At 65.1% G+C, this 25070-nt stretch carries 19 protein-coding genes; 15 read left to right on the top strand and 4 right to left on the bottom strand.

The window, feature by feature from the left end:
• Positions 1 to 429 precede the first annotated feature (429 nt).
• The 14 genes from ACTNAU_RS04440 (at position 430) to ACTNAU_RS04375 (ending at position 20456) form a co-directional block, all read left to right on the top strand.
• Complete coding sequence (locus ACTNAU_RS04440) at positions 430 to 1968, top strand: DUF3794 and LysM peptidoglycan-binding domain-containing protein (RefSeq protein WP_185916160.1); 1539 nt, start codon at positions 430 to 432, stop codon at positions 1966 to 1968.
• A gap of 18 nt (positions 1969 to 1986) precedes the next feature.
• Entirely contained in the window at positions 1987 to 3459 is a 1473-nt protein-coding gene (gene spoIVA / locus ACTNAU_RS04435) for a stage IV sporulation protein A (RefSeq protein ID WP_021659300.1), read from the top strand.
• A 222-nt stretch (positions 3460 to 3681) separates the two neighbouring features.
• On the top strand, positions 3682 to 3936 hold the full coding sequence (locus ACTNAU_RS04430) for a hypothetical protein (RefSeq protein WP_441097698.1): 255 nt from the start codon (positions 3682 to 3684) through the stop codon (positions 3934 to 3936).
• A 21-nt stretch (positions 3937 to 3957) separates the two neighbouring features.
• The gene (locus ACTNAU_RS04425; RefSeq protein ID WP_441097697.1) at positions 3958 to 5505 is read left to right on the top strand and encodes a cache domain-containing sensor histidine kinase; all 1548 of its coding nucleotides are present in this window, start codon (positions 3958 to 3960) and stop codon (positions 5503 to 5505) included.
• Entirely contained in the window at positions 5502 to 6926 is a 1425-nt protein-coding gene (locus ACTNAU_RS04420) for a helix-turn-helix domain-containing protein (RefSeq protein ID WP_441097696.1), read from the top strand. Before ACTNAU_RS04425 ends, ACTNAU_RS04420 begins: the two co-directional genes overlap by 4 nt.
• Positions 6927 to 7111: 185 nt before the next feature.
• The gene (locus ACTNAU_RS04415) at positions 7112 to 8206 is read left to right on the top strand and encodes a BMP family ABC transporter substrate-binding protein (protein WP_185916163.1); all 1095 of its coding nucleotides are present in this window, start codon (positions 7112 to 7114) and stop codon (positions 8204 to 8206) included.
• Positions 8207 to 8295: 89 nt separating this feature from the next.
• The gene (locus ACTNAU_RS04410; protein ID WP_441097695.1) at positions 8296 to 9840 is read left to right on the top strand and encodes an ABC transporter ATP-binding protein; all 1545 of its coding nucleotides are present in this window, start codon (positions 8296 to 8298) and stop codon (positions 9838 to 9840) included.
• On the top strand, positions 9824 to 10924 hold the full coding sequence (locus ACTNAU_RS04405) for an ABC transporter permease (RefSeq protein WP_185916164.1): 1101 nt from the start codon (positions 9824 to 9826) through the stop codon (positions 10922 to 10924). Before ACTNAU_RS04410 ends, ACTNAU_RS04405 begins: the two co-directional genes overlap by 17 nt.
• Positions 10925 to 10926: 2 nt before the next feature.
• Positions 10927 to 11844, top strand: a complete 918-nt coding sequence (locus ACTNAU_RS04400) for an ABC transporter permease (protein WP_185916165.1) — start codon at positions 10927 to 10929, stop codon at positions 11842 to 11844.
• Between the two features lie 40 nt (positions 11845 to 11884).
• The gene (locus tag ACTNAU_RS04395) at positions 11885 to 14122 is read left to right on the top strand and encodes a CehA/McbA family metallohydrolase (RefSeq protein WP_441097694.1); all 2238 of its coding nucleotides are present in this window, start codon (positions 11885 to 11887) and stop codon (positions 14120 to 14122) included.
• Positions 14123 to 14537: 415 nt separating this feature from the next.
• Complete coding sequence (locus tag ACTNAU_RS04390; RefSeq protein WP_441097693.1) at positions 14538 to 15095, top strand: TetR/AcrR family transcriptional regulator; 558 nt, start codon at positions 14538 to 14540, stop codon at positions 15093 to 15095.
• A gap of 67 nt (positions 15096 to 15162) precedes the next feature.
• A complete protein-coding gene (locus ACTNAU_RS04385; RefSeq protein WP_441097692.1) occupies positions 15163 to 18114 on the top strand; it encodes an acyl-CoA dehydratase activase-related protein in 2952 nt (983 codons plus the stop codon).
• Entirely contained in the window at positions 18101 to 19420 is a 1320-nt protein-coding gene (locus tag ACTNAU_RS04380; protein WP_441097691.1) for a 2-hydroxyglutaryl-CoA dehydratase, read from the top strand. Before ACTNAU_RS04385 ends, ACTNAU_RS04380 begins: the two co-directional genes overlap by 14 nt.
• 37 nt (positions 19421 to 19457) lie before the next feature.
• Positions 19458 to 20456: a putative ABC transporter permease gene (locus tag ACTNAU_RS04375; RefSeq protein WP_441097690.1), complete on the top strand. Its 999-nt coding sequence runs from the start codon at positions 19458 to 19460 to the stop codon at positions 20454 to 20456.
• Here the strand turns inward: ACTNAU_RS04375 and ACTNAU_RS04370 are convergent.
• From ACTNAU_RS04370 to ACTNAU_RS04355, 4 genes are all read right to left on the bottom strand, one after another.
• Positions 20441 to 21826: a hypothetical protein gene (locus ACTNAU_RS04370; protein ID WP_441097689.1), complete on the bottom strand. Its 1386-nt coding sequence runs from the start codon at positions 21824 to 21826 to the stop codon at positions 20441 to 20443. The genes ACTNAU_RS04375 and ACTNAU_RS04370 overlap by 16 nt on opposite strands.
• Positions 21819 to 22343, bottom strand: coding sequence for an RNA polymerase sigma factor (locus tag ACTNAU_RS04365; RefSeq protein WP_441097688.1), 525 nt, complete (start codon positions 22341 to 22343; stop codon positions 21819 to 21821). The genes ACTNAU_RS04370 and ACTNAU_RS04365 overlap by 8 nt, the downstream gene beginning before the upstream one ends.
• Before the next feature lie 258 nt (positions 22344 to 22601).
• Positions 22602 to 23255 carry a hypothetical protein gene (locus ACTNAU_RS04360; protein ID WP_441097687.1) on the bottom strand — a complete coding sequence of 218 codons (654 nt, stop codon included), beginning with the start codon at positions 23253 to 23255 and terminating at the stop codon, positions 22602 to 22604.
• Positions 23256 to 23287: 32 nt separating this feature from the next.
• A complete protein-coding gene (locus ACTNAU_RS04355) occupies positions 23288 to 23962 on the bottom strand; it encodes a hypothetical protein (protein WP_441097686.1) in 675 nt (224 codons plus the stop codon).
• A 250-nt stretch (positions 23963 to 24212) separates the two neighbouring features.
• On the opposite strand from ACTNAU_RS04355, the gene ACTNAU_RS04350 reads away from it, so the two are divergent.
• Positions 24213 to 24986 carry a type III pantothenate kinase gene (locus tag ACTNAU_RS04350; RefSeq protein WP_021658371.1) on the top strand — a complete coding sequence of 258 codons (774 nt, stop codon included), beginning with the start codon at positions 24213 to 24215 and terminating at the stop codon, positions 24984 to 24986.
• Positions 24987 to 25070 lie beyond the last annotated feature (84 nt).

Here is a 25070-nt window from a genome sequence, read left to right as displayed (position 1 = left end):
GAGCGGACAAGAGAAGGGAAGGGCACCGCTGCCTGCTGGCAGATGGACGGTTTTCCTCTTTCTGCGGGGGGAAGGGGGGAGCCCCATCGACATTGCTGGGCAGGCTGCGTCTCCTTTCCACACAGGGCTGGGAAAGGGGGCAACGGCGCTGCCACCGCCCGGCAGATGGGCCCTTTTGGCAGGGGGGGCGAGGAGGGACTGCGAAGAGCGCCGCCACCCGTCAAATGGCCCGCCTGCTCCCGCTTGCACAGGGGGGCTGGTTTGTGAAGGGGCCACCGGCTGTCGGGCAGGCCTTCCACTCCCTGTGAAAGGGCGAGGGGGCCCCTTCCCCCCGCAAAAAAAGCCGCCCCGCCCCGGCTGCGCTGGCATATCCGGCCAAGCCGCCCAATAGAATGGAAGTAAAGCATTGACTTTAGGAGGTTTTTCGCTATGGAGCTCAAAAAGGCCACCCGTTCCTACCAGCTCAGCCAAGTGATATTGGATAAAACATTTGAACAGACCGTGGAGAGCGAGTTCATCCTGCCCGACTATCTGGCCGAAATTGTCCGGATCGTCAAGTGCATGGGCACCCCCCACATCGTCTCCAAGCAGAAGGCGGACCAGAAGATCATCCTCGACGGCTACGTCCACTTCCACCTGCTCTACACCTCGGAGGACGGCGCCAAGCTCTACAGCTTCGAGCAGTCCATCCCCTTCACCAAACAGATCGACGCCAAGGTGGCGGTGGAGGACGCGCTGGTGGAGACTGCCGTCAAGGGCGAGTACATCAACTGCCGGGCCACCAACCCCCGCGCCATCTCGGTGCGCAGCTCGGTCTCCATCCGCGTCAAGGCGGTGGGGAAGGCCGAGCAGACCGTCCTCTCGGACGTCAGCGGCATGGGGGTGCAGATGAAGAAGGAGCGCTTCTCCGCCACCGTCCCCGCCGCCTCGGGGCAGAAGGCCTTCAGCCTGGAGGACGAGACCGACCTGTCCCTCTCCAGCCCGCCGGAGGCGGTGTTGGGGGTGGACAGCTACCTCTCCATCGACGACTACAAGGTGATCACCGGCAAGGTCATCCTCAAGGGCGAGTGCCGCAACCACGTCAGCTACCTGCTGCAGAACAACCAGGTGGAGAGCGCCGACTACACCATCCCCGTCAGCCAGATCGTGGACATCGACAACTGCAGCGCCGACATGGCCTTCTCGGTGCGGGCGGCGGTCCTGGACTGCAAGGCGGAGCTCAAACAGAACATCGAGGGGGAGAACACCGTCCTCTCCACCCAGATGGTCTGCGAGGCCTCGGTGGTCTGTTACCGGCAAGAGGAGATCGAGACCATCCGCGACCTCTTCTCAACCACCTTTGAGAGCGAGTACAAGACCCGGCCCTTCACCGCCAGTTCGGTGTCCATCCTCCCCAAGCAGGCCTTCACCGTCACCCGCCAGGTCAAGCTGGACGGCCCGGCCCTGACCACCGTCTACGACGTCTGGGGGGAGGTCAACCTCCTCACCCAGAAGATGGAGGAGGGGGTGCTGGTGGCCGCCGGCAACGTCAAGGCCACCGTCATTGGGGCCGACGGGGAGGGGACCCTCCACTTTTCTGAAAAGAACGTGGACTTCGAGACCCGCATCCCCGCCCCCGGGGACGGCCAGAACCAGACGGCCGACCTGACCGTCAAGCTGGCCGGCAGCAGCGCCTCCCTCGCCCCGGACGGCGGGGCCGAACTCCGCTTTGATTTAGAGGGGGAGGCGGTGCTCACCTCCACCTTCACCGGCAACGTGGTGGAGGACCTGTCGGTGGACGAGGAGTCGCCCAAGGAGACCGACAAGAACATCGCCCTCACCATCTACTACTGCGACAGGGGGGAGGACGTCTGGCAGATCGCCAAGCGCTACAACACCTCGGTGGAGGGAATCGTGCAGGAAAACAGCCTGGAGGGAGACACCGTGCCCGAAAAGCGGACGCTGCTCATCCCGATCGTGTCCGAATAGGAAAGTGGGGGTAAAAAAATGAACGACATCTATCAAGACATCGCCCGCCGCACAGGGGGTTGCATCTACGTGGGGGTGGTGGGCCCGGTGCGCACCGGCAAATCCACCTTCATCAAGCGGATGATGGAGACCATGGTCATCCCCAACATCGGCGACGACGCCATCCGCCAGCGGGCGGTGGACGAACTGCCCCAGTCGGCGGCCGGCAAGATGATCATGACCACCGAGCCCAAGTTCATCCCCGAGGAGCCGGTGGAGGTGCTGCTGGACGGCGGCTCCCACTTCAAGGTGCGGATGGTGGACAGCGTGGGCTTTGTGGTGCAGTCGAGCATCGGCTACACCGACGGCGAGGGCTCCCGGCTGGTGGATTCCCCCTGGTCGGACACCCCCATGCCCTTTGAGAAGGCCGCCGAGATCGGCACCGAAAAGGTCATTCAGGAGCACGCCACCGTGGGGGTGGTGGTGACCACCGACGGCTCCATCTGCGAGATCCCCCGCGAGGACTACGCCGAGGCCGAGACCCGGGTCATCAAGGAGCTCAAGGAGCTGGGCAAACCCTTTGTGGTCATCCTCAACTCGGCCCACCCGGGGGACGAGCGCACCCTCCACCTGCGCGACTACCTGCAGGAGCGCCACCAGGTGCCGGTGCTCCCCCTCAACTGCCTGGAGCTGTCGGCCGCCGACATCACCGGCGTCCTCAAGGGGCTGCTGCACGAGTTCCCGGTCAAGGAGATCTCCATCCAGATGCCCCGCTGGATCAATACCCTGGAGAAGGACCACTGGCTCAAGTCGGCGGTCTTCGGCAAGATCACCGAGCTCTTCGGCGAGGTGGACCGCATCTCCCAAATCGACGAGACGGCCCAAAAGCTCTACGACTGCCCCCAGATCTCCAACGTCAACGTCAAGTCCATCGACCTGGGCACCGGCGCGGCCAGCCTGAACATCGGCCTGGAGAGCGATCTGTTCTACAAGATCATCGCCGAGAACACCGGGCTGGACCTAAACGACGAGTCCGATTTGATGCCCTGCATCGTCTCCCTGGCCAAGGCCAAGGCCGAGTACGACAAGATCAAGGACGCCATGGCCGAGGTGGAGGCCACCGGCTACGGCATCGTCATGCCCACCATCGACGAGCTCTCGCTGGAGGAGCCGGAGATCGTCAAGCAGGGTGGGCGCTACGGGGTCCGCCTCAAGGCGTCGGCCCCCTCCATCCACATGATGAAGGCCAACATCACCACCGAGGTCTCGCCCATCGTCGGCAGCGAGAAGCAGTCGGAGGAGCTGGTGATGTACCTGCTCAAGGAGTTCGAGGAGAGCCCGGGCAAGATCTGGGAGTCCAACATCTTCGGCAAGAGCCTGCACGACCTGGTCAACGAGGGGCTGCACAACAAGCTCTATCGGATGCCCATGGACGCCCGCACCAAGATCCAGGAGACGGTGGAGCGGGTCATCAACGAGGGCTGCTCGGGGCTCATCTGCATCATCATCTAGAGGGCCCCAGGGACGTGAAAAACGGGTGGCCGTGAGGGCGCCGGGCGCGGGTAGACCGCTCCGGCGCCCTCTCTTTTTGCCCAGCCGCCGGCACAGGGGGAGGGGCAGATCCCCTCCCTTCTCCATAAAACGGGGATGCGTTTTGGTCAAAACGCTCGATTGACAACCCCACCGCCGGGACAGTATGATACAATTGTAGTTTTTTGTCGGGAGGTGTCGAGCGTGGAAAGGGAACGCAAACGGCGGGGGCTGAGCATCAAGTACAAGGTCTTTTTATTGGCTTTTTGCCTGCCCGCCTCGGTTGCCATGTTGGCGGTCTGGGCCCTTTTCGGCAACGCCCAGCACGCCCTGGAGGCCACCCTCTTTGAGATGCAGGAGAGCGCCAGCGAACAGCTGGCCCAGTCGGTGGCCAGCTACTGCCAGGCCCCCGACCGGCTTCTGCCCGGGCTGGCCGACCACAGCGCCCTCATCGCCTAGCTGGTGGTGGCGGCCGACCAGATGGACCAGCAGACCCAGAGAGAGGTGCGGCTGAAGCTGCTGGACCGCTGGAGCAACCAGTCCAGCGGGGCGGCGGCCGCCGACCCCAACTCGGCCGTCTCCTACATCGGCAGCACCTACAGCTTTGCCATCAACGCCTATGTGGTGGGCTTCAACGGGCTGTCGGCCAACACCCTGGCGGCCGATCACTACCAGCTCGACTCGCTGCGGGGGGAGAGCTGGTTTCAGGAGATGGTGGCCGCCGACGGGGCCGTCTGCACCAGCGGCACCTATAAAGACGAGAGCGGCGGCGGGGTCTTTCGCTACTACCTCTTCAAGGGGCGGCTGGTCAAGGACCACATCACCGGCGAGCCGGTGGGGGTGGTCTTCTTCAAGATCAGCGAGGCCAAGTACGCCGAGGCCATGGGCTCGGCCCACAACCAGAACCGCCAGGCCTATATCCTGGACGGGGAGGACCGGGTGATCTCCAGCTGGTACAAGCCCGACATCGGCCAGCGCCTGGGGGAGCTGCAGGGCTGGACCGGGGAGAGCGTCAAGGAGGAGGGGTACGGCGTGGCCCGCACCGCCGCCGGGGACGAGGTGATGGTGGTGCGCGTGCCGGTGGAGGGAACGGGCTTCACCTTTGTGGAGCTGATCCCCCTCTCCCAGCTGGTGGGGCCGGTGCGCTCCCTGCGCTTTTACGCCTTTTTGCTGCTGGGGGCCATCGTCCTCCTCATCGCCCTGGCCGACCTCCTCTTCACCCGCTGGATGACCAGCCCCATCCTGGCCCTCAAGGGGACCATGGACCGCTTCTCCCAGGGGGAGCTGGACGTTCGCGTCCAGACCGACCGGGGGGACGAATTGGGGCAGCTGGCCCTCTCCTTTGACCACATGGCCCAGCGCACCCAGTCCCTCATCCGCTCCATCGAGGACAAGGAGCGGCTCAAGCGCAAGGCCGAGCTGGACTTTTTGCAGGCCCAGATCAACCCCCACTTCATCTACAACACCCTCTCCTCGGTCCGCTTCATGGTGGCCATGGGCAAAAACGACGAGGCCGAGGAGATGCTCATCCGCTTTGTGAAGATGATGCGCTATATCACCGACAAGACCGACAAGCTGGTCCCCCTGACAGAGGAGGTGGAGCAGATCCAAAACTACGCCGAGATCCTCCGCTACCGCTACCCGGACAGCTTTTCCATCGCCTACGACATCGACCCGGCGGCGGGGGCGCGGCAGATCCCCTCCTTCATCCTGCAGCCCACCATCGAAAACGCCGTCTACCACAACCTGCAGACCGGCGGCCCGCCCTGCAAGATCCGGGTGCGGGCCCGCTACCGGGCGGGGGTGCTGCGCATCACCGTCACCGACAACGGCCAGGGCATCGACAAGGAGCGGCTGCAGCGCATCAAGAGCTTCTCCATCAAGATGGACGACAGCGTGGGCATCGCCAACATCCACAGCCGGCTGGAGCTGGTCTACGGCAGCGGCAGCTATTTGAAGGTGCGCTCCCAAAAGGGGCTGGGGACCAGCGTGCTCTACCACATCGAAGAGGGGGAGGGACCCGCGTGAAGATTTTGATTGCCGACGACGAAGCGCCCATCCGCGACTGGTTTGACTATGTGCTCACCCAGAAGGTCCCCGGGCTGAAGGCCCAGGTCGAGACCGCCGCCGGCGGGCTGGAGGCGCTGGAGAAGATGGAGAGAGACCCGCCGGACGTGGTCTTTGCCGACATCAAGATGCCCGGGCTCGACGGCATCGGCCTCATCGAGCGGGCCAAGGAGCGCTTTCCCCGCACCGTCTTTGTCATCCTCACCAACCACGCCGAGTTCACCTTTGCCAAGCGGGCGGTGGGGCTGGGGGTCTACGACTACCTGCTCAAGAGCGAGATCACCGCCGAGAAGGTGGCCCAGACCCTGGCGGACATCCAGAAGAGCTTCTTCACCGCCGCCCCCCGGCCCGCTGGGGAGGCGCTCGAGCGCATCGAGGAGCCGGAGGGGGTGGACTGGTCCGCCCTGGCACGCCGCCTGGGGGCGGACGGGTCCGGCCGCTACCGGGCGGTGGCGGTGCGGGGGACAGACAGGGGGGCGGCGCTGCAGCGGCAGCTGCCAGACACCCCCCTGACCCCCGTCCTCTGGGGGGAGTGCTGGGAGGCCCTCCTCCCCGCGGCGGCGGCCGGGTTTTCCGGGTGGGAGCCCCCCTTCGCCGCCGGCCTCTCGGCCCCTCACGCCGGGGCGGAGGGGCTGCAGGACGCCCTGCGGGAGGCCGCTCTGGCCCTGGACATGGCCTTTCTCAGCGGCCGCCCCGGCCTCTACCGATTCGGCGATTCCCAGGAGCCGCCCCAGTTGAGCGGCGCCCTGCACGCCCTGCGCAAGCGGCTCTCCACCGAGATCGCCTACGGGGGCGTCTCCGCCATCCGGAGCGACCTGTCCCAGTTCCTCACCCGCTGCGCCCAGGCGGGCCCGGCCCGGGTGGACTGGGTGCGCAAAAACAGCCACCGGCTGCTGGCGCAGATGGAGGACCGCTACCTGCAGGAGCTGCGGGAGATCGAGCCCGACGCCCGCCGGGTGGGCAAACCGGTGCGCTCGCTGGGGGACTTTCGCGCCCAGATGGAGGAGATGCTCGCCGCCGTGGAGGAGCGGCAGGGGGAGCGGGACGCCCCCGCCATCGACACCGCCGTGCGCTATATCGAGCGCCACTACGGCGACTGCGCCCTCTCCCTGACCAAGCTCGCCGGCAGCGTCCACCTCTCGCCCGAGTACTTCTGCCGCCTCTTCAAGCAAAAGACAGGGGTCAGCTACAGCACCTATCTCACCACCTACCGCCTCACCCGGGCCAGGGAGCTCATCTGCACCACCGACTTGAAGATGGCCGAGGTGGCCCGGCAGGTGGGGTATGAAAACCCCAGCTACTTCTCCCGCCTCTACAAAAAGCACATGGGCCTCTCCCCCGAGCAGGAGCGGCGGGCCGCCCCGCCGGCGGGTCAAAATTGAAACAGAATGTCAAAATCGTACAAGCTGACAGATTCCCCCCTTTGGGAATCTGTCAATTTTTTATGCTTTGGTGGCAAAATCCTCCATCGACAGGGGAAGCGACAAAATCTTACAATAGAGACAGGCAAGAAACGGCAGGGGAGAGAGCATCCCCGCCAACCAAACAAGCAAAGGAGCGAGAAGGAATGAAACGAGAAGGCAAAAAGCGGCTGTTGGCCCTCCTGCTGGCCGGCGCCATGGCCCTGTCCCTCACCGCCTGCGGCGGGGGGGACGACAAGGGAGACAGCGGCAGCGACAAGCCCGGCAAAAACATCAAGGTCGGGCTGGTCATCGGCCCCAACGGCCTGGGCGACAAGAACATGAACGACATGGCCTACGAGGGGCTGGTCAAGGCCCAGGAGGAGCTGGGCATCACCATGGACTACGCCTCCCCCGCCTCCAAGAGCGACTACGACCAGGTGCAGCGGATGTACGCCGAGAGCGGCGAGTACGACCTGATCGTCCTGGTGGGGGTCGACCAGAAAGACGGCATCACCAAGGTCGCGGCCGAGTTCCCCGACCAGAAGTTCAGTTGGCTCGACGGCACCATCGAGCTGCCCAACGTCAACTCCATCTCCACCATCTGGCCCCAGCAGACCTTCCTCTGCGGCTGCCTGGCGGGGCTTGCCACCAACAGCGACATGCCCCTGGCCAACAAGGACAAGAGCGTGGTCGGCTGCCTGCTGGGCGAAGAGCAGCCCTTCCTGGTGGAGGGTACCGTGGGCTTTGAGGCGGGGGTGCGCTACACCAACCCCAACGCCACCGTCCTGCAGGCCACCGTCGGCTCCTTCACCGACCCCGGCAAGGCCAAGGAGATGGCCCTGACCATGTACGACAAGGGCGCCGACTTCATCCAGCACATCGCCGGCGGCTCCGGCCTGGGCGTCTTCAACGCCGCGGTCGAGGCCAACCGCTACGCCTTCGGCGTGGGCTCCAACCAAAATGATGTCGAGCCCGACCACATCGTCGCAACCTCCCTGAAAGACGTGCGCAACATCATCTACGGCGAGGTCAAAAAACTCATCGATGGCACCTGGAAGCCCGGCCTGAGCGAGATCGGCATCATCGGCGGCGGCACCGGCTACACCACCGAGGGCTCCAACATCAAGGTCCCCCAGGAGATCATCGACCAGGTCGACGCCATCAAAAAGCAGATGGAAGAGGGCAAGCTGATCCCTCCAGGGCAGAAGTCCGAGCTGGAAAACTGGCTGAAGCAGAACGTCTATCAGCCCGCCAAGTGAGATTTGACACCTGATTGAGCAGACGGGGCTGCGGCGGCGCGAGTACCGCGCGGCCCCGATCTGTGTGAGAGAGAGGGAGTGAGCGAGGGTTGTGCCAGTACGACATTGAAATGACCCACATCACCAAACAGTACCCCCTGGTGCTCGCCGTCGACGACGTGAGTTTCCGGGTCCGCCGGGGCGAGGTCCACGCCCTGGTGGGTGAAAACGGGGCGGGCAAGACCACCCTGATGAAGATCCTCTACGGCATGACCTCCAAAAACGGGGGGGAGATCGCCATCGGCGGCAAGCCGGTCAACTTCAAAAAGCCGGGCGACGCCATCGCCGCCGGCATCGGCATGGTCCACCAGCACTTTCAGCTGACCCCAGTGCTCTCGGTGGCCGAAAACGTGGTGGTGGGGGAGGAGCGCCAGTCCTGGTGGAACTTCAACCGCAAAAAGGCCATTGCCGCGGTCAACGAGATCATCCGTGAATACGGCTTCAAGATCGACGCCGGCAAGCGGGTGGGCGACCTGTCGGTGGGGGAGCAGCAGCGGGTGGAGATCATCAAGGCCCTCTACCGGGGGGCGCAGATCCTCATCCTCGACGAGCCCACCGCCGTCCTCACCCCGCAGGAGGTGGACGAGCTCTTCAAGGTCATCGACCGGATGCGCTCGCTGGGCAAGACGGTCATCATCATCACCCACAAGCTCAAAGAGGCCATCGCCATCTCCGACGCCGCGTCGGTGATGCGCGATGGGAAGATGGTCAAGGCCGACGTCCCCATCGCCGAGTGCTCCACCGACCTGCTGGCCAAGTGGATGGTGGGGCGGGACATCGAGCTGGACAGCACCCGCCGCGCCCAGCAGTTCGGCGAGACGGTGCTGGAGGTCAAGGGCCTCTGCTGTTCCGACCGGCACGGCCCGGTGCTCAAGGACATCGACCTGCGCATCCGCGCCGGCGAGATCCTGGGCATCGCCGGGGTCGAGGGCAACGGCCAGACCGAGCTCATCGAGGCCCTCACCGGCCTGCGCACCCCCGAGAGCGGCCAGGTGCTGCTGCGGGGCGAACCCCTGACCGGCGGCTCCCTGCACTTTCTGCAAAAGGGGGTGGGCCACGTCCCCGAGGACCGGCTGGCCCGGGGCCTCATCAAGGATTTGAACATCCGCGAGAACCTGATTTTGGGCTACCAGTGGAGCGACCGCTTCGCCGGGCGCTTCTTCCTCAAGATGAACGACATCACCGAGTTCTCCCGCAAGGTCATCAAGGAGTACCGCATCAAGGCCCCCAGCGAGAAGGCCTTTATCGGCGCCCTCTCCGGCGGCAACCAGCAAAAGGTCATCATCGGCCGGGTGTTTGAGGAAAACCCCCAGGTCATCATCGTCGCCCAGCCCACCCGCGGGGTGGACATCGGCGCCATGGAGTACATCCACGAGGTGCTGCTGAACCTGCGGGACGCGGGGGCGGCCATCCTCCTCATCTCGGCGGATCTGGACGAGGTGCGCCGCCTGTCGGACACCCTGGCCGTCCTCTACGAGGGGGAGATCGTCGCCGAGACCCCGGCGGACACCCTCAGCGAACAGGAGATCGGCATGTACATGCTCAGCGGAAAAATGGACGGAGAGGAGGTGCTGGCAGATGGGAAAACCGCTTAACAGATCAAAGCTGGCCCACTCGGCCAACACAGCCATTCAGTCGGTGGGGGCCCTGCTCATCGCCCTGATTTTGGGGGCGGTCATCCTGCTGCTCACCGGCGCCAACCCCCTGGGGGCCTATGGGGCCATCCTCAAGGGCTCGGTGGGGAGCGTGTCGGCCTTTGTCAACACCCTGATCCAGACCACCCCCCTGATGTTCACCGGCCTCTCCTACCTCTTTGCGGCAAAGGCGGGGCTGGTCAACCTGGGGATGGAGGGGCAGATGCTCTTCGGGGCTATGGGCGCGGCGATCGCCGGCGCCTGGGACCTGGGGCTGCCCAAGTTCATCCACCTGCCCCTGGCCATCCTGGTGGGGGTGCTAGCTGGCGGCCTCTACGGCCTGCTGGCGGGGCTGCTCAAGGCCAAGTTCGGGGCCAACGAGTACATCGTCACCCTGATGCTCAACTACGTGGCGACCCTCCTCATGAGCTACCTGGCCAACGGCCCCCTGCGGCCCGAGACCGAGCTCAACGGGGCCACCGCCCCGGTGCTGGAGACCGCCCTGTTCACCAAACTGGTCAAAAACCGGGGCCTGACGGCGGCCCTCTTCATCGCCGTCACCCTCTCGGTGCTGGTGCACTTCTTCCTCGACCGCACCAAGCCCGGCTTTGAGATCCGGGCGGTGGGCCGGGGGCGGCTGGCCTCCGAGACGGCGGGGATCAACATCGCCCGCACCACCATGCTCACCATGTTCATCAGCGGCGGCCTGGCGGCCATGGCCGGGGTCAGCATGGCGCTGGGGGTCAACGGCCGCTACATCGAGGGCTTCTCCCCCGGATACGGCTTCAACGGCATCGCCGTCTCCTCCCTGGCCTCCGGCAACCCCCTGATGGTGGGGGTCTCGGCCCTGGTCTTTGGCGCCCTGCGCGCCGGGGCCATGGTGCTGAACATGACCCAGCGCATCCGCCCCGAATTCGCGGACATGATCCAGGCCCTGGTGGTCATCTTTGTGGCCATGCCCGCCCTCTTCCAGGTCGTTAAGACCCGCGCCAAGAAACCGGACACCGAACCCGCCAAGGCGGCGGACAAAAAGGAGGCGAATTGACCATGGGATTCAGTGCAGTCTCTCTCATCGTCTCCACCCTGCGGATGTCCATCCCCCTGCTCATCGCCGGGATGGGCGCAGTCTACGCCTCCCGCAGCGGGATGATGGCCATGGGGGTGGAGAGCATGATGCTCTTCGGCGCCTTCGGCGGCGTCTTTACCTCCTACTTCACCGGCAACGTGCTGCTGGGCTTTCTCACCGGCATGGTCTGCGGCGCGGCCGTGGGGCTCCTCTTTGGGCTGCTCACCGTCCGCTTCCGGCTCAACCAGGTCATCGCCGGGGTGGGGCTCAACCTCTTCATGGGGGCCATCACCACCGTGCTGATGGAGGTGGTCTGGAAATCCAGCGGCAACTCCCCCCAGGTGGCCAGCCTCACCCAGGCGGTGCGGGTGCCCCTCCTGTCGGACATCCCGGTGGTGGGGACCATCTTCTCCTCCCTCTCCGTCAACTTCTACATCGCCCTGGTGCTGCTGGTGATCACCCAGTACGTGGTCTTTCACACCCCCTTCGGCCTGCGGCTGCGGATGGTGGGCGAAAACCCCACCGCCGCCAACACCCTGGGCATCCCGGTGCGGGGGTACAAGTACACCGCCATGCTCATCTGCGGCGGCTGCGCCGGGCTGGCGGGGGCCTACCTCTCGCTGGACCAGCTGAACATGTTCGTGCAGGAGATGACCGCCGGGCGGGGCTTCATCGTCCTGGTGATGATGGCCCTGGGCAAGTACACCCCGGTGGGCACCGTCCTCGCCGCCCTCCTCTTCGGCTTTGCCGACGCCCTGCAGATCAACCTCCAGCAGGCCTTCGACGTCCCCTCCCAGCTGGTGCAGATGATGCCCTACATCGTCACCATCCTGGTGTTGACCTTCGGCATCAAGCACGTCAAGGGCCCCGCCGGCACTGGCAAGCTGCCGGAAGAATAGAGAACATCCACCCCACACTTGCAAAGGAGCGTGTTTTACAATGGCCTACCTCACCGACTTTATGGAGCGAATCACCGAACTGACCGACATCGAAACCACCAGCTGCCAGTACCCCGACCTGGCCGTCCTCCCCGACGGCCGCCTGGCCGCCTGCTGGCAGCGCTATCACAACAAGCACGACGACATCGTGGCCGCCTTCCTCTCCCGCGAGGGGGAGATCCTCTCCCAGGCGGTGGTCTCGGGGGAGGGGCAGGCCTTCCGCCCCCGGCTCTACGTCCTGAACGGGACGGTCTGGGTCATCTGGTCCGAGTCCTCCGCCGGCAACTGGAAGCTGCTGGCCCGCGCCTTCGGCGAGGAGCTGGGGGCGCCCATCCTCCTCTCCCGCTCCAGCGGCGCCTTCTACCCCTCGGTCACCGACGACGGCCAAAACCTCTACGTGGCCTGGTGCGAGCAGCAGCACGGCGACAGCCACATCTGCTGCCTGCGCTTTGACGGCAGCGCCGCCGCCGAGACCTGGCGGGTCTCCTCCAGCGAGCAGGCCTACCGCCCGGCCGTGGCCTTTGGCGGCGACGGGGTGCTCTACCTGGCCTACGACGTCTTCGACGGCAGCCAGTACCTGCAGGTCGCCCGCGCCTACGCCGGCGGCGCCTGGGGGGAGGAGGCGGTGATCTCCAACGCCCCCGACTGGGCCTCCGACGCCACCGCCGTGTCCACCGACAGCGGGGCCACCGTGGTCTGGCACGGGGTCGGCCCCAGGGGGGAGACCAACTACTACACCTGCGACCTGACCCTGGCGGGCGGCAAGATCGCCGCCGACTGCCGGCAGCTCTCCCACATGCGGGTCTGGTTTGCCTCCGCCTCCCTCTGCCGCAACCGCAAGGGCACCCAGCTGCTGGCCCAGGCCCTGAGCATGCGCTGCTTCCTCATGCGCTGGCGGCAGGAGGACGGCGGCTGGTCGGTGCCGGTGGCCATGGTGCGCGACGAGGCCTCCAACTGCCCGATCCGCCCCCGCGCCTGCGTGGACGAGGAGGACAACATCTTCATCCTCTACCAGCACTCGGCTGGCAACGGCCACCAGGAGCGCTACTCCTCCATCAAGTTCCTCTCCACCACTCTGGCGGAGCTGCAGGCCCACGACGACAGCGCCGCCGAGAAGGAAATCGACAGCTTCACCAAACCCATCCCCGGCGACAAGGCCCTCGACCGCATCGACGAGGACGAGAAGCGCCGCTGGCTGGACGAGAACGGCTACCTGGGACTGGACCTGAAGTTCGGCGACATCCACGGACAGAGCGGGATGTCCGACGCCTCGGGCCAGATCGACCAGTACTACAACTACGCCAAGGCCGTGCCCAAGCTGGACTTCACCGCCCTCACCGACCACGACATGTTCCCCGACGTCATCACCGAGTCGGAGTGGGAGTACATGCGCACCTCGGCCAACGAGTTCAACAAGGACGGCGAGCTCACCACCCTGCTGGCCTACGAGTGGACCTCCAACGAGCTGCACTACGACTTCGGCCACAAAAACGTCTACTACCGCACCGGCGAGGGGGAGCTCTTCCGCGCCTGTGACCCCGAGGGGATGACCCCCGACCGGCTCTTCGCCAGCATCAAAAAGTACGGGGCCCTCTGCATCCCCCACCACCCGGCCGCCATCTGGTCGGCCGTCAGCGCCGCCACCGACTGGGCCTTCCACGATCCGGAGGTGCAGCGGGCGGTGGAGATCTTCTCCCGCCACGCCCCCTTTGAAAAGGACGGCACCGAGTCCATCTACACCAAGAACAACCCCCGCCAGAAGGGCAAGTACGTGCAGGACGCCCTGGCCCGCGGCTACCGGCTGGGCTTCACCGCCGGCAGCGACTCCCACCAGCTCGAGCACGGGGTGGAGGGGGGCATCGTGGCCGCCTTTGTCCCCGGCCTCACCCGCGAGACCCTCTTTGACGCCATCTACAACCGCTTCACCTACGCCACCACCGGCGCGGGCATCCTCCTCTCCTGCAAGGTGAACGGCGCCCGCATGGGCAGCGAGATCACCGCCCTGCCCGGCGGCAAGGCCACCCTTGAGGTGGACGTACTGGGCACCGGGGAGCTGGAGCGGGTCGAGGTGGTCAAGGACAACGGGGAGATCTACGCCCCCGCCGTCTCGGGCAACCGCTGCCGCTTCACCTGGGCCGACGAGGACCTGACCGCCGGCACCCACTTCTACTACCTGCGCGTCACCCAGAAAGACCAGCACCAGGCCTGGAGTTCCCCCATCTGGGTGGACGTCCAGTAGCCCTCTCCCCCTTTCAGGCGGCCCCATCGCCACGGGGCCGCCACCCCCGCCCGGGAGCGGGGAAAAGCGGATAACAGCCTCCTCTTTCCTTGGGAGCCGGCCGGCCTTGCAGCCCTTGCTGCGGGACCGGCCGGTTTCCCTTTTCGGCCCCTGTCTGGGAGGGATTTCCCCGCCTTTCAACATCTGGAAAGGGGGGGCGCCCTTTCTTACATCTTTCTTAAATCGCCTTTGAAAACTCCCCAAATTCCGCGCCGCTGTGGGGTGAGAAATTGGGGGGTACTGTCAAACTTCCGCCCCTTTCGACAAGAACGGTTGACCGCCGGTCAGCAAAGGTCTATGATTGATGGTGTTATACAAAGCAAACTCTGCAAATTGGGTCATCTGTACAAAATTTTCGGACGGGGGAGGGGTGGCGATGACTGTGACAGAGGTCCCGAGGGACCAAAAGCGCGCCCGCATCGAGGCGGCGGCCACCGCCCTCTTTCTGCAAAAGGGGGTGGCCCAAACCAGCGTCGGCGAGATCGCCCGGGCCGCCAGCGTGGCCAAGGGCACCTTTTACCTCTACTTCAAGGACAAGCAGGCCCTGGTGGACAAGGTGGTGGCCGAAAAGGGGGGCGAGACCCTCTGCCGGGCCGTCGAGCGCACCCGCCAGGCCGGCTGTGTCGACCGCCCGGCCGCGGCCGCCCACTTCTGCGAGTGCCTCATCGACTTTTACGCCGAAAACCCGCCGATCCTCCGCTTCATCGTCCGGGGCGGCCCCGGCGCCGAGCTGCACCACAGGGAGCTGCTGGCCCCGCTGGAAGAGCTGCTGGCCCTGCCGGGGGAGAGCGCAGAGCAGTCGCGCAACCGGCTTATGGTGATGCTGGACTTTTTGGTCACCGCCTGCTACCGCTCCATCGTCGAGGGGCAGCCGGCCGCCATCGAGGTCATCAAACCCCTTCTTTTGCAGACAGTGGCCGGCATATACAGATAGTGGGATCTTGCGCCCCGACGGGGCCGAACCGAGAAAATAGGGGAAAGGCAGAAAAAAGGAGAACGGGATGAGCTATAAACTGGGACTGGACGTGGGCTCCACCACCATCAAGGCGGTGGTCCTGGACGACCGAGACGAGATCGTATACAAGAGCTATGAGCGCCACCTCTCCCGGGTGCGGGAACTGGCGCTGCAGAAGATAGAGGAGCTGGGCGAATTGCTGCGGGGCCACCGCATCAAGGTGGCGGTCACCGGTTCGGCCGGCCTGGGGGTCGCCAAGGAGAGCGGCCTCGACTTCGTGCAGGAGGTGTACGCCACCGCCGGCGCGGTCAAGCGCTTTGTCCCCCAGACCGACGTGGTCATCGAGCTGGGCGGGGAGGACGCGAAGATCATCTTTTTGAAGGGCGCTTTGGAGGAGCGGATGAACTCCACCTGTGCCGGGGGCACCGGCGCCTTCATCGACCAGATGGCCACCCTCCTGGACGTGGACCTGGCCACCCTCGATGAATTGAGCCTGCGCCACGAGAAGATCTACCCCATCGCCTCCCGCTGCGGGGTGTTTGCCAAGACCGACATCCAGCCCCTCATCAACCAGGGGGCCGACAAGGAGAACATCGCCGCCAGCATCTTTCAGGCGGTGGTGGACCAGACCATCGCCGGGCTGGCCCAGGGCCGCGCCATCGAGGGAAATGTCCTCTTTTTGGGCGGGCCCCTCTCCTTCCTCAAGGGGCTGCAGGCCCGCTTCATCGAGACGTTGGAGTTGGACGAGCGCTCGGCCAACTTCCACCCCCTGGCCCCCTACTTCGTGGCCCTGGGGGCCGCCTGTTACGCCGGCGGCCTCAACGAGGAGCACGACTATGAGGAGCTGCTCGGCACCTTCCGCCACGTCCTCGAGATCCCCCACGCCCCCCAGGGGCTTGCCCCCCTCTTTCGCGACCGGGCGGAGTACGACCAGTTTTGCGCCCGCCACGCCCAGAACGACGTCCCCCAGCGCCCGCTGGCGGACTACAGCGGCCCGGCCTGGCTGGGGGTCGACGCCGGCAGCACCACCACCAAGATGGTGCTCATCGACGGGTCGTGCAACATCCTGTACAGCCACTACGTCAACAACCTGGGCAACCCCATCTCCGCCGTCAAGGAGCAGCTGGAGCAGATCAGGGCCCAGTCGGGCGAGCGGGTGAAGATCGTCGGCAGCGCCGTCACCGGCTACGGGGAGGACCTGATCAAAAGCGCCTTCCACCTGGACTTCGGCCTGGTGGAGACCATGGCCCACTTCACCGCGGCCAAGCACTTTCAACCCCAGGTGGACTTCATCATCGACATCGGCGGGCAGGACATGAAGTGCTTTCAAATCAAGGACAACGCCATCGACAATATCGTCCTCAACGAGGCCTGCTCCTCGGGCTGCGGCTCCTTCATCGAGACCTTTGCCAAGTCCCTGGGCTACCCCATCGACGAGTTCGCCAAGCTGGGCCTCCTGGCCGAGCACCCGGTGGACCTGGGCACCCGCTGCACCGTGTTCATGAACTCCTCGGTCAAGCAGGCCCAGAAAAACGGGGCCACGGTGGGGGACATCTCTGCCGGGCTGGCCGTCAGCGTGGTGAAAAACGCCCTCTACAAGGTCATTCGCGCCCGCAGTGCCGACGACATCGGCAAGAACGTGGTGGTGCAGGGCGGCACCTTCCTCAACGACTCGGTGCTGCGCAGCTTTGAGATGGAGCTGGGCCGCCCGGTGGTGCGCCCGGCCATCGCCGGGCTGATGGGCGCCTTTGGCGCGGCCCTCTACGCCCGCTCCCTCCAGCCGGAGGGGGAGAGCCGGGTCCTCACCGCCGCCGAACTGGCGGCCTTCACCCACCAGTCCAAGGCGGTCAACTGCGGGCTCTGCACCAACCACTGCAACCTGACCATCAACACCTTTGGCGACGGCTCCCGCCACATCGCCGGCAACCGCTGCGAGCGCCCGGTGACCGGCAAGGCCGGGGGCGGCGAGCTGCCCGACATGGTGGAGTGGAAGTACGAAAAGCTCACCCACCTGCCCAGCGAGCCGGGCCCCCGGGGGGACATCGGCCTGCCCCTGGCCCTGAACATGTACGAAAACCTGCCCTTTTGGCACGCCTTCTTCACCGAACTGGGCTTCCGGGTGGTGGTGTCGGGCCGCTCCAGCAAGGGGGTCTATCTCAAGGGGCAGAACACCATCCCCTCCGACACCGTCTGTTACCCGGCCAAGCTGGTGCACGGCCACATCAAGCTGCTGCTGGAGCAGGGGGTGCAGACCATCTTCTACCCCTGTTTGAGCTACAACTTCAACGAGGAGATCTCCGACAACTGCTACAACTGCCCGGTGGTGGCCTACTACCCCGAGGTGGTCAAGGGCAACATGGACCTGGGGGGCTGCCAGTTCATCTACCCCTACATCAGCCTCAACGACCGCAAGGTCTTTGAGAAGAAGATCACCGGCTACCTCAACGAGTACGGCTTTGCCCTGCGCCGGGGCGAGGTGTCCCGCGCCGCCGAGCGGGCCTACCAGGCCTACGCCGACTACCGCCGCGAGGTGAAGGAGGAGGGGGCGCGCGCCCTGGCCTACGCCAAGGAGCACGGCTGCAAGACGGTGATTTTGGCCGGGCGGCCCTACCACATCGACCCCGAGATCAACCACGGCATCCACAAGCTGCTGCGCTCGCTGGGGTTTGTGGTGGTCACCGAGGACGGGGTCTCCTGGATGACGGGGTATGAAAAGCGCACCGTCCTCAACCAGTGGACCTACCACGCCAGAATGTACAACGCCGCCCGCTATGCGGGGCAGGCCGAGAACACCGAGCTCATTCAGTTGGTGAGTTTCGGCTGCGGCCTCGACGCCATCACCACCGACGAGATGCGCGACATCCTCCGCGGGTGCGGCAAGATATACACCCAAATCAAAATCGACGAAGTAGACAACCTGGGCGCCATCAAAATTCGCATTCGCAGCCTGTTGGCGGCCATGGAGGAAAGGGAGAGACAGCAACATGCCGCCAATTGAAAAACCCCCCGTCTTTACGCCGGAGATGCGCGAAAACTACACCATCCTCATCCCCGGCATGCTGCCCATCCACTTTCGGATGCTCGAAAAGATCCTCATCAGAAACGGCTACAAGGTGAAGATCCTCACCACCATCGGCCGCCAAATCGTGGATGAGGGGCTCAAAAACGTTCACAACGACACCTGTTACCCCGCGCTGCTGGTCATCGGCCAGTTGATTTCCGCCCTCAAGAGCGGCGCGTACGACCCCCACAAGACCGCCCTCCTCATCACCCAGACCGGGGGCGGGTGCCGGGCGTCCAACTACCTCTCGCTGCTGCGCAAGGCCCTGCGCCAGTCGGGTTACGGCTACGTGCCGGTGATCTCGCTGAACTTCTCCAACCTGGAAAAGCAGCCTGGCTTCACCTTCACCCCCGGCATGCTGGTGCAGGCCATGTACGCCATCATCTACGGCGACATGCTCATGTGGCTGAAAAACCAGTGCAAGCCCTACGAGATCATCAAGGGCAGCACCGACGCGGTGGTGGAGCGCTGGACCGACGCCCTCTGCGAGCAGTTTGAGTCAAAGGCCTTTTTGCAGGTGCAGAAAAACTACCGGGCCATCCTGGAGGACTTCTCCGCCATCCAGCGCCACCGGGAGAAGAAGATCAAGGTGGGGATCGTCGGCGAGATCTACATGAAGTACGCCCCCCTGGGCAACAACAACCTGGAGCAGTTTCTCATCGACGAGGGGGCCGAGCCGGTCCTCTCCGGGCTGCTGGACTTCTGCATGTACTGCATCCAAAACAACATCATCGACAACGACCTCTACGGCAAGGCCTTCAAGCACCGGGCGGTCAACGCCTTTTTGCTGCGCTACTTCCAGCGCTGGCAGAACAAGATGATCCGGGCCATCGCCAAACACGGCGAGTTCCGGGCCCCCACCAGCTTCAGCGAACTCAAACACCTGGTGGACGGGGTCATCGGCACCGGCGCCAAGATGGGGGAGGGGTGGCTGCTCACCAGCGAGATGGTGGAGCACATCCACAGCGGGGTGGACAACATCGTCTGCACCCAGCCCCTGTTCTGCCTGCCCAACCACATCGTCGCCAAGGGGATGATGCGCAAAATCAAGGACCGCTACCCCCAGGCCAACATCGTGGCGGTGGACTACGACCCCAGCGCCACCTCGGTCAACCAGGAAAACCGCCTCAAGCTGATGCTCTCCAACGCCCGGCTGGCCGAGGAGTTCGGCCTCTCCGCCGAGGCGGAGAAGGCCCCGGCCGCGCCGGAGGGGGAGACCCAGCGGGAGACAGTCACCCTTTAGCAGGGACCCAATCCAATAAAAAAGGCGGCGAGTGAAGATGGTCACCACCCTTTGCACCTGGTTTTTGTACCTGGTTTTTTACAGCTTTGTGGGCTGGCTCTGCGAGACGGTCTACTGCTCCATCGGCCAGCGCAAGCTGGCGGACAGGGGCTTTCTCAACGGGCCGGTCTGCCCCATCTACGGCTTTGGGGCCCTGGGCGTCGTGCTGCTGCTGCGGCCGGTGCAGCAGAGCCCGGCGGCGGTCTTTGTGCTGGGGATGGTGCTCACCAGCGCCCTGGAATACCTGACCAGCTATGTGATGGAGAAGCTCTTCTCCGCCAAGTGGTGGGACTACTCGGCGCGCAGGTTCAACCTGAACGGCCGGGTCTGTCTGCGCAACTCCCTCCTCTTCGGGGTGATGGCGGTGGCCATGCTCTACCTGCTGCACCCGGCGGTGGAGCGGCTGTTTGACCGCATCCCCCCCTGGGCCAAGCTGACGGTCACCCTGGTGCTGCTGGCGGTCTTTGCCGCCGACCTGATCGTGTCGGTCCGCGCCGCCCTGGGCATCGACCGGCAGCTGCAGGCCCTCAACGCCCTGGCCGAGGAGATGAAGGCCCGGCTGGACGCCGCCGGCTGGTACAACGGCGAGGGGATCAAGGCCCGCCTCGACCGGCTGCTGGAGGAGGCCCACTCCGCCAAGGCCGACGACGCCCGCCTGCGGGTGAGGGAGCTGCTGCAAAAGTACAGGGAGGAGTCCCAGCGCCACCGCCTCTTTCAGCGGCGGCTGACCAAGGCCTTCCCCAATATGCGCTCCACCCGCTATGAGAGCCACCTGCAGCAGATCAAGGAGAGCCTGCGCGCCCACTGCTCGACCTGGGAGAGCTGGCTGGAAGGGCTGCAGCAGCGCACCGAAGAGGGGGCCCAGCGCCTCAAGGAGGACATTGAAAAGCGGGTCTCCCCCCCCCGGGCCCACGACAACAGACATAAAGCGGGCCCCCCGCCCATTTGGCCCGGGGCCCCTCTCTTGTGTGCGGACAGGGGTCACTGGGGGGTGTAGGTCCCGCCGCCGGGGCTGCGGATGACGGCGCTGTTTAGATAGAGGAAGAGGCTGTCGCCGCACTCGTTTGCGTTGAAAGTGAGGTCGATGTGCCCCTTGCCCAGATGGGATTGGCTGTCATCGAAGAAGCAGGCGTAGTAGGGGGCCCCGTCTTCCGGCAGCTTGCCCTCCTCCCCCAGGTCAAAGGCGCAGAGGCTGCGGATGTCGCCGTAGGGGGTGTCGGTGGAGAGGGTCACCTGAATGCGGCCTGTGTTGTTCTGCTGGATCTGCTCTACCGTCACCGGCACGCCGCAGAGGTCAAAGGTCTTGTTCACTGTGGCCGCCTTTCCCTCGGCGGGGATCGCGATCTCCAGGCAGTCCTCTTTGGTGGGCAGCTCCTCGGGGGAGCGGGACGGCATTTCCCGGCCGACGTACAGGTCGAGGGCGTTGAAGGAGAATGTGTGGACGCGCGCCTCCTCGGCCAGCGGCTCTTCGGGCCGGTAGAGGAAGGCGCCGTCGTCCCCGATCAGGGGGCGGGCGTAGGCCGTGCTGTCCACCCGGTTGCCCTCGCTGTCCTCCACCGAGAACCAGGTGATGCCAAAGTTTACCGAGCAGGTTTCCGCCGACAGCCCCTTGACAGTCGGGATCAGGGCAATGGCGTCCCCCTTTTCGGTCAACTGCATCAGTTGGAAGGAGAGGTTGTCGCTCCCCTCGTAGGAAATCTTCTCGGCGCTCACGGCGACGGCGGGCTGCAGGGCGGCGCGCAACCGGCTGTCCCCGATTTGCAGGGCGATCTCGTCCGCCTCTCCCTCCACCTTGCAGGAGAAGGCAAAGGAGACGGTGAAGTTTGCCAGCGCGTCCTCCTCCCCGGACCGGTGGGGACTGGAGGCCCCCAGGTGTTCCGGCAGGTAGGTGAGGGGGTAAGATGTTTCCCCGACTTGCAGGGTGGCCTTGAGGGTGGTCAGGTACTGGTTCCAGACGCCCTCCGCCCCCTCGCTGAGTTCGGCTTTTACCTCTCTGGACGGCAGGTGCTCCAGGGAGAGCCAGAGGGTGCCGTCCTCCTTCTGCACCGCCTGAAGCAGCCGGTAGGTGCCGCCGCTGCCGTCGGGCGCCTCCACCGGGTCGACGCAGAGGCGGTAGCTTGCCGGCGGGGTCTCCATCGCCCAGCTCTCGCCGGAGACAAAGTAGCGGTAGGCCCGCTGCGCAAAGGCCACCACGCTCTGGTAGTTGACGGCCCCCAACAGCAGCACAAAGGCGGCGGCAACGGCTGCGCCCCGGCGCCAGACCCGCCGCCGGGGCGGCTTTGCGTCAAACAGGCTGCCGCTGACGGCGAGGAGGGTCTCCTCGTCCAGCAGGTCGGCCAGCCGTCTGTCAAATCTCTCTTCATTCATGGGTGTGCTCCCCCTCTCGTTCCTCCAACAGTGGTTTCAATTTGTCCCGCAGCCGCGATACCCGGGTGGTGACGGCGTTCTGGCTGATGCCGAAGAAACGGGCCATCTCCCGGGTGGAGTAGCCGTAGACAAAGCGCATGGCAAACAGCTGCTTCTCCGGCTCGCTCAGGGCCAGCACCGCCCCGTTCAGCCGCTCGCGCAGTTCCAGCGAGGCGGCCCAGTCGGGGGCAGACGGCCCCTCCGGCGCGGCCACCGGCACCTCGTCCCTGCGGGCGGCAAGGCGGCCCAGCGCCTGGCTGCGGGCGATGAGGGCCACATAGCTCTTCATGCTGCCCCGGCTGCTGTCGTACTTTTCGGGCGCGCACAGCACCCGGGCCATGGCGTCGCTGGCCACCTCTTCGGCGTCCCTGGCGTCCTTTAGGATGCGCAGGGCCACCGTGTAGGCCAGGCGCTGATACTGCCGAAAAAAGCGCTGGTGCTGCTGGGCCTGCTCGCACAGGGCTTGACTGGTATCCATCTCGCAGGGCCCTCCTTCTGTTTTTTTGTTATAAAAAGGCCTTTTCACCCAATAGTACCGCCGGGAGAGGGGGATCGTTACGGCGGCGCTGTATTTTTTTGCAGAAAAGGGGGCGAGGGCAAGGGTGAGGGCAAGGGAAAGGGAGAGAGCGAGGGTAAGGGAGAGAGCGAGGGCAAGGGAGAGGGCAAAGGCAAGGGGGAAGGGGGAAAAAGAGGGCGGGCGCTCTCGCTTGGAGCGCCCGCCCGTGCGGCGGAAAGATTAGAGGCCCTGCACCCAGACCCGGTTGACCGCCCCGCCGGCGGCAAAGGAGAAGGTGTACATACACCCGCCGACGGTGTACTGGCTAGGGGATGGGCCCTCTCCGCTGGTCACGGAGCCGGCCTTTTCTTTCAGCAGGGACGCCACCTCCTCGGCATTCTGCCCGGTGAAGTCGACGCCGCCGATCGCCACCTGGGGTTTGGCGTTCTCTGGCGCCTCCACGTCGGCGGGACAGGGGCCGTAAAAGACCTCGAAGCTCTTGACCCGCGCTTCCAGGGTGGGCAGTTCGCCGTTGCCGGTGTTGGCGCAGCCCAGCCGGGCCACCACCTGGCCGTCCCTGCCCATGTAGACCGGCAGCAGGGCGCTGCTGGCGTCCATCCGGTCCTCTTCGCTCAGGGGCTGGGTGAAGTCGGGGGAGAGGGAGAGGTCATACCCCTGCTCCCGCACCTCCAAGAGGATGGTGCGGCCCAGGTAGAAGTTCGCCTCCTCCACCCGCACCAGGGGGGTCCTGGTCTCCTTCACCCCCTCGTCCAGGTAGCCGGTGGCCTCCTTGCCGCAGCCGGTCAGGGCAATGGCAAGGGCAAGGACAAAGCACCCTGCGGCGAGCAGGGCCACCGCCCGCCGGAAAAGGGGGTGTGCAAACCGCTTTTTCATCCTGTCGTCCCTCCTTTTTGGTTGGGTTTGGTTCAGACAGCACCCACTTCCACAATCGAGAGCAGGTCGGTGTCGCGGTCGTAGTGGAAAAAGTAGTGGCAGCGGCCGACGGGGTAGCCGTTGCTGAGGACCTTGCCGGTGAGCAGGTCGGTATCCCCGCCGATGACGACGTCCCCGCTGTCCTCATTGGCCTTGTCGGCCATGATGGCGTCGACCCCGTCCAGGGTCAGGCCGGTGAAGTCGACCCCGCCGATTGCCACGTGGGGCTGGATGTTCTCGGGCACCTCTTCGCTGTGGTGGGGGCTGTAGAAGACCGCGGCCGAGACCACCCGCGCCTCGAGCAGGGGGATCTCGCCGCTGCTGTCGGTGAGACAGGAGAGCTTGGCCACCACCTTGCCCCCCTTGCCCATGTAGACGTCGGGCACTGGGGCCCCTGCGTCCACCCGGTCGCCGGGCTCCAGGAGGGCGGCAAAGTCGGGGGAGGTGGAGAGGTCGTACCCCTGCTCCTGCAACTCCAGCAGGATGGTGCTCTTGAAGGCGATCTCCGCCCCGTCGATGCGCACCTGGGCGCTGCCGGCGTCCTTGGCGGTCTCGTCCAGTTTGCCGGTGACCTCCTTCTGGCCGCAGCCGGTCAGGGCAAGGACCATCCAGGCCGCCAGGGTGGCGGCCAGCCCTCTCCTCCAAACGGTTTGGTGTCTGCGCGTCATGACCATCACTCCTTTCGCAAAGGGGGCCAAAAGGCCGGGTCCTTCCTTTATTTTCATTATAGCACCACAAAAAGGGGGCAAAAGGTAACAAGTGGTTAAAAAATGGATACAATACGGTTACAATCTGTACAGGGTGACGGATGCGACGGGGGAGAGGGCAGTCCGATCCCCTCTTTTTTCTTGACGGGCAGGCGGTTTTGCCGTACACTAAAGGGGCTTTCAACACCGAAACAGCAGGGGGATCTGACGTATGCTCTTGGTCGTGGACATCGGCAATACCAACATGGAGTTTGGCATCTTCGAGGGGGAGAAGTTGGCGCACACCTTCCGCCTCTCCACCAACAAGGCCGTCACCTCCGACGAGCTGGGCCTCTTTGTGACCCAGTTTTTCTTCCTGCGGGGGCTCGACCGGCACCGGGTGGAGGACATCGTCATCAGCTCGGTGGTCCCCCAGCTCAACTACACCGTCATCAACTCCATCAAAAAGTACTTCGACAAGCCCCCCCTGCTGGTGGGGGAGAACCTGCCGGTGGAGATCGACAACCGCTACGGCAACCCCGGCGAGGTGGGGGCCGACCGGCTGGTGACCGCGGTGGCCGCCTACCACAAATACGGCGGCCCCCTCATCGTGGTGGATTTCGGCACCGCCACCACCTTCGACGTGGTCACTTCCGACGGGGCCTACCTGGGGGGGGCCATCTTCCCCGGGCTCAAGGTCTCGATGGACGCCCTGGTGGAGCGGGCGGCCAAGCTGCCCCGGGTGGAGATCGTCCCCCCCGAGCAGGCCATCGGCACCTCCACCGTCGCCAGCATGCAGAGCGGCATCATCTACGGCTATGCCGGCGCGGTGGACAACATCGTCCAGAAGCTGGAGGAACAGTTGGGGCAGAAGGCCCGGGTGGTGGCCACCGGCGGGCTGGCCAAAACGGTGAGCCAGGCCTACCGGGGGTTCACCGCCATCGACAAGACCCTGATCCTCGACGGCATCAAGGTCCTCTACGACCGCCGGAAGGCGGGGGCGTAGAAGGACCTGTCTGCCGAGCAAAAAGGCGCTGCGGAGATTTGTCCGCAGCGCCTTTTTTGATTTGTGCCGATGCCCGGCCGGGCG

This window comes from Bittarella sp. HCP28S3_D9, assembly GCF_052065655.1.
Lineage (GTDB): Bacteria > Bacillota > Clostridia > Oscillospirales > Ruminococcaceae > Bittarella > Bittarella massiliensis.
This window is presented reverse-complemented; position numbering and strand designations above follow the sequence as displayed.

What these genes read in the sequence shown, in the direction of transcription:
- ACTNAU_RS04375 (WP_441097690.1), top strand. Translation starts at nt 19,458, where the DNA reads ATGGTCACCACCCTTTGCACCTGGTTTTTGTACCTGGTTTTTTACAGC.
- ACTNAU_RS04425 (WP_441097697.1), top strand. Translation starts at nt 3,958, where the DNA reads ATGGACCAGCAGACCCAGAGAGAGGTGCGGCTGAAGCTGCTGGACCGC.
- ACTNAU_RS04440 (WP_185916160.1), top strand. Translation starts at nt 430, where the DNA reads ATGGAGCTCAAAAAGGCCACCCGTTCCTACCAGCTCAGCCAAGTGATA.
- ACTNAU_RS04350 (WP_021658371.1), top strand. Translation starts at nt 24,213, where the DNA reads ATGCTCTTGGTCGTGGACATCGGCAATACCAACATGGAGTTTGGCATC.
- ACTNAU_RS04415 (WP_185916163.1), top strand. Translation starts at nt 7,112, where the DNA reads ATGAAACGAGAAGGCAAAAAGCGGCTGTTGGCCCTCCTGCTGGCCGGC.
- ACTNAU_RS04380 (WP_441097691.1), top strand. Translation starts at nt 18,101, where the DNA reads ATGCCGCCAATTGAAAAACCCCCCGTCTTTACGCCGGAGATGCGCGAA.
- spoIVA (WP_021659300.1), top strand. Translation starts at nt 1,987, where the DNA reads ATGAACGACATCTATCAAGACATCGCCCGCCGCACAGGGGGTTGCATC.
- ACTNAU_RS04355 (WP_441097686.1), bottom strand. Translation starts at nt 23,962, where the DNA reads ATGACGCGCAGACACCAAACCGTTTGGAGGAGAGGGCTGGCCGCCACC.
- ACTNAU_RS04370 (WP_441097689.1), bottom strand. Translation starts at nt 21,826, where the DNA reads ATGAATGAAGAGAGATTTGACAGACGGCTGGCCGACCTGCTGGACGAG.
- ACTNAU_RS04390 (WP_441097693.1), top strand. Translation starts at nt 14,538, where the DNA reads ATGACTGTGACAGAGGTCCCGAGGGACCAAAAGCGCGCCCGCATCGAG.
- ACTNAU_RS04365 (WP_441097688.1), bottom strand. Translation starts at nt 22,343, where the DNA reads ATGGATACCAGTCAAGCCCTGTGCGAGCAGGCCCAGCAGCACCAGCGC.
- ACTNAU_RS04395 (WP_441097694.1), top strand. Translation starts at nt 11,885, where the DNA reads ATGGCCTACCTCACCGACTTTATGGAGCGAATCACCGAACTGACCGAC.
- ACTNAU_RS04360 (WP_441097687.1), bottom strand. Translation starts at nt 23,255, where the DNA reads ATGAAAAAGCGGTTTGCACACCCCCTTTTCCGGCGGGCGGTGGCCCTG.
- ACTNAU_RS04405 (WP_185916164.1), top strand. Translation starts at nt 9,824, where the DNA reads ATGGGAAAACCGCTTAACAGATCAAAGCTGGCCCACTCGGCCAACACA.
- ACTNAU_RS04400 (WP_185916165.1), top strand. Translation starts at nt 10,927, where the DNA reads ATGGGATTCAGTGCAGTCTCTCTCATCGTCTCCACCCTGCGGATGTCC.
- ACTNAU_RS04385 (WP_441097692.1), top strand. Translation starts at nt 15,163, where the DNA reads ATGAGCTATAAACTGGGACTGGACGTGGGCTCCACCACCATCAAGGCG.